The sequence below is a fragment of the Moorena sp. SIO2C4 genome (assembly GCF_010672485.1).
GTDB classification, from domain to species: Bacteria; Cyanobacteriota; Cyanobacteriia; order Cyanobacteriales; family Coleofasciculaceae; genus Moorena; species Moorena producens.
Genome location: NZ_JAAHGN010000699.1, coordinates 1 through 4,047, shown reverse-complemented (window position 1 = coordinate 4,047; position 4,047 = coordinate 1). Strand labels below are relative to the sequence as shown.

Here is a 4,047-nt window from a genome sequence, read left to right as displayed (position 1 = left end):
GTGGAGAGTCGGTGAGCAATCACTACCGTTGTGCGATCGCGACAGAGTTCATCAATAGCTTGTTGTACTAGCCGTTCGGAAACCGTATCTAAGGCACTGGTTGCTTCATCTAAAATTAAAATATCTGGATTCCGCAGCAGTGCCCGGGCAATGGCCATGCGTTGGCGTTGTCCACCGGATAAGAGTACACCGCGATCGCCTACTTTGGTATCAAACCCTTGGGGTAATTGCATGATAAATTCATAGGCATTGGCTCGTTTCGCTGCTGCAATAATATCTTCCTCGGTCACATCTGTCATTCCATAAGCAATATTGTTGCGCACCGAATTATTAAATAAAAACGTATCCTGACTAACAACCCCCATCGCTTGTCTGAGGGAACGGATATCGTAATCCTTCAAATCTTTGCCATCGATAGTGATTCGTCCTTCAACTGGGTCATAAAATCGTGGCAACAAATCTGCCAAGGTTGACTTACCGGCACCGGAAGCACCTACTAATGCCATAGTAGTGCCTTTAGGAATCGACAAATTCACCCCATTGAGTACCGAATCCTGATGACCAGGATAGGCAAACGAGAGATTTTCAATGCGAATTTCTTGGGATAGCTTTGTGTAGATATTTTTGCCATTGGTCATGATCGGTTTGTTGTCTCGCCGCAAAAAATCAGCCACGATTGCTGTACTAGCAGACACATTAGCAAACCGACTTCTTTGCCCATTCAACTGACTGATTACTGGTAACAAACGGAATAGTAAGAATAAATAAATCCCCAAAACAGTAGATATCGCTTCCAGTTCTTCTGCTGAACTATCTTGCAACAAGAAGTTTTTGCCCACAAATACGATAGCTAAAATTGCCAAGATTCCCGAGACTTCATTGATGGGGTTAATTGCTGCAAAATTAGCCTGGGATTGAAATTCAGCCTGTTCCCTTTCATCAATAACTTTTTCAATCCGTTGATATTCATCTTGTTCATTACTAACTGATTTAATTAACCGAATACCAGTTAATATTTCTAGTAATGCTCCTGAATATCCTCGGGATTTTTCTGATAGAATTTTACCAAATTTCTTAGAGCGCTTAACAAAAACTTGATTAATAATGAATACGCCCAATAGTAAAATACTTGTTGCAATAGTGAGTTGCCAGGAAATCGATATTAGAAGAAATACAAATACAAAAATTGTGATTACCGTCGTAAATAATTGAATGGCAATTTTAATGGCATTAGCGGCTCGACCAATTTCTTGACTAATCCGATTTATAATATCACCAATTTTGGTCTTAGCATAAAAATCTATATCCACATCCAGGAGTAATTTAATCCCTTCTTTACGAAAGGTATTAATTATTTTTTTGGATAAATGGGTAGACACTAAGATATTGACATAGTTAGCTACATTTTTCAGGACAATGGCTAAGAGCACTACCAGTACCATGAACAGCAAGCGATCGCCCCCTTCAAAGCCTTCAAAAAAAGCCATGGTTTTCTGAATGATAGGCGGGGCTTTGCTTAAATCTAGTTTCTTTTGACCTAAAAATTCCAGCACTAACGGCACAATTATGGTTGTACCGACACTATTAAACATGGCACTGGAAAATCCCAGCAGGACAGTAAAGACAATCAAGATAGGATGCCGTAGTGCGTAGCTAAGGAGTAATCGATTAGGAGACATGATTACTGTTTTTTTTATTGTTGAGTGTTGACTGTTGACTGTTGGTATAGGGGAAGACTTACGTATGCTCCATTCAAGCATAAACAGTCAACAAAAAAGCTGTTAGTTAAAAAAGCTGTTAGTTAGTGATCCAAATTATATTATGTTGAACAGCGTAGCAGATTATAAATCAGCAATAACATCTGCAAGAACTGCCGCCATGGCATCAACACTATGGTATTTTACACATAGCTCCCTGGCTTGAAGTCCTTTATGATTGGCAACATCTAGATTCTGAAATATCTGTTGAATCCCCTCAGCTAGTTGTTGTGGCGAACTAGGCTCAACCAGATAACCGGTATCACCTAAAATTGTTGGGATATCCCCAACACGGGTAGACAAAACTGGCTTAGCCATTGCCATACCATCTGTCAATTTTAAAGGAAACTGAGCTCTAGCCGCCAGAGTATCTCGCTGGGGAACCACCACAATATGAGCCGCTGACACGACCTCTGGCATTTCTTCGACTGGGGTTCTGGGCAATTTAAGAATCCAACGTCCCCATTGTTTGATCAGTTGTTGATCATAATCATCATAGGGACTGCCTCCTACAATCACCAATCTTAAGTCTGGCTGATTGAGATACTCTAGCGCTACTAAAACATCTTCAACTCCTTTGTGGGGTCGTGGCGCACCAGGAAACATTAATACCCGATACTCCGATAACCCATAACGCTTCCTGCTCAGTTCTGGGTCATAGTGCTCGGGGTCAAACAGATCGGTATCTTTACCATTGGATAGATAGACACCACCGAAGCGTTCCTTGAGAAACTGAGTATCTATAGTGATAGCGTCCGCATAATTGACCAAGTTTTCTAGCCATTTGATATAGAGGGGATGGTCTGGATATCTCAATTGACCATCTTTGGTAATAATATCCCTACCGAACTGTTTAAGGGTTGGACGATACTGCCATTGGTCCCCACCATACCAACTTAGCTCCCAATCATCCATATCTAGAATGATTGGACGACGGCTAGTAAACTTTTTCAGCACAGACAGACCAAAACTGGTGGGTTTGGGTTTTACGGCATAGATAATATCGCCATCTATCTTTTTTAACAGGTCTCGGCCAGCGGTTAAGACTCCAGGATATTTACCACCAGGGACGGAAGTAATGGTAAAACCAGAAGGAGGAGTGGCATATAACTCCTTCCCAAACATAAATCCCACAATGTCTATGGCATAGTTGAGCTTTTTCAGGACTTGTCCGAGCAAAAATGCCCGGATAGCACCACCACCGGACAAGTCACTGACAACTAGGGAAACTTTTTTGTTCATCGGATTTTGATAAAACTGGTACACGATACATGGTGATCAACCTCTCGTGTGAAAGTTATTACTCCCCTTGGGTTTAGCAAGATGTCCCAATTACCACGCACTAATGCTCAAGACAGAGGGAGTCGGGAGCTTGTAGGGTGGGCAAAAACCATTTGATTCTTTTGAGTATTCATGATTAGATTACTTTGCCCACCCTACTAATGGTCTAATGGTCACTAAAGAGGAAGTCGGGAGTCGGGAGTCGGGGTAACAAAATTGAATTTACCTCATAATTATGGAATTGTCCGATAATCTCAACTCGGGAGCTATTCGGAAGTGCTTACCAGCTAAACCCAAGCGTGCTAAGGGTCAAATCTCAGGAAGACCAACCATTACCTGTCGATTTAGGTGGGGTGATTGACACTTTGCTAGATAAACACTTTAATCAGGGAAATGCAAAATGGCGCATAGAATCAGTATTCCCGTTTCAACTGCTATAATCTCAGGTGTGATCAACTATCAAGCTTTCCACACCCTAATCTAATCAAACAAAAAATCGACGAACGACACTAAGGGTGCATCTCCTAAAAGCTGTTTGACACGGTGGTGCGTTACGGGGCGGGCTATCCAAACCCTGACTACGAGGCGAAAAATGAAGGCTCCCCTAACACACCCTACGCAAAATTTTCAAATATGAGATGCACCCGACATTAACCCCTAAAGCGTTGAACGTTTCAGGGGTGTGGTAGATGGAAATTTAGAAAATAGGGAAGAAAGGGAAGAAAGGAAACAGAGGGAACATAGGGAACATAGGGTTAGTAAACAGCTAGAGAAAATGTCGCAGAGTCTACCAAAAACTATTATTATTTGTTAGACTTAAATTATGGTAACACCGACAGGGATTATTATGTAACTTAAATTAAAGCCGAAAACCAAGGTAAGATAGTTGCGGTTACATCCCGGTGTTAGACTTTTTTGACATTTTTATGGCGCTCGCGGGATATTCCCGAGAGCTTTGGGAGATACCCCCTGGATGCTATTGCATCTTGCCTTGGCGATCCTTGGTCTA

The 4,047-nt window shown here is 41.8% G+C and carries 2 protein-coding genes; both read right to left on the bottom strand.

The annotated features are described in order from the left end of the window. The coding region (locus tag F6K20_RS27450) for an ABC transporter ATP-binding protein (RefSeq protein ID WP_287296783.1) at positions 1-1,679 on the bottom strand (1,679 nt) is incomplete at its 3' end. Positions 1,680-1,841: 162 nt separating this feature from the next. Beyond that, entirely contained in the window at positions 1,842-2,999 is a 1,158-nt protein-coding gene (locus F6K20_RS27445; protein WP_044495134.1) for a glycosyltransferase family 4 protein, read from the bottom strand. Positions 3,000-4,047 lie beyond the last annotated feature (1,048 nt).

What these genes read in the sequence shown, in the direction of transcription:
- F6K20_RS27445 (WP_044495134.1), bottom strand. Translation starts at nt 2,999, where the DNA reads ATGAACAAAAAAGTTTCCCTAGTTGTCAGTGACTTGTCCGGTGGTGGT.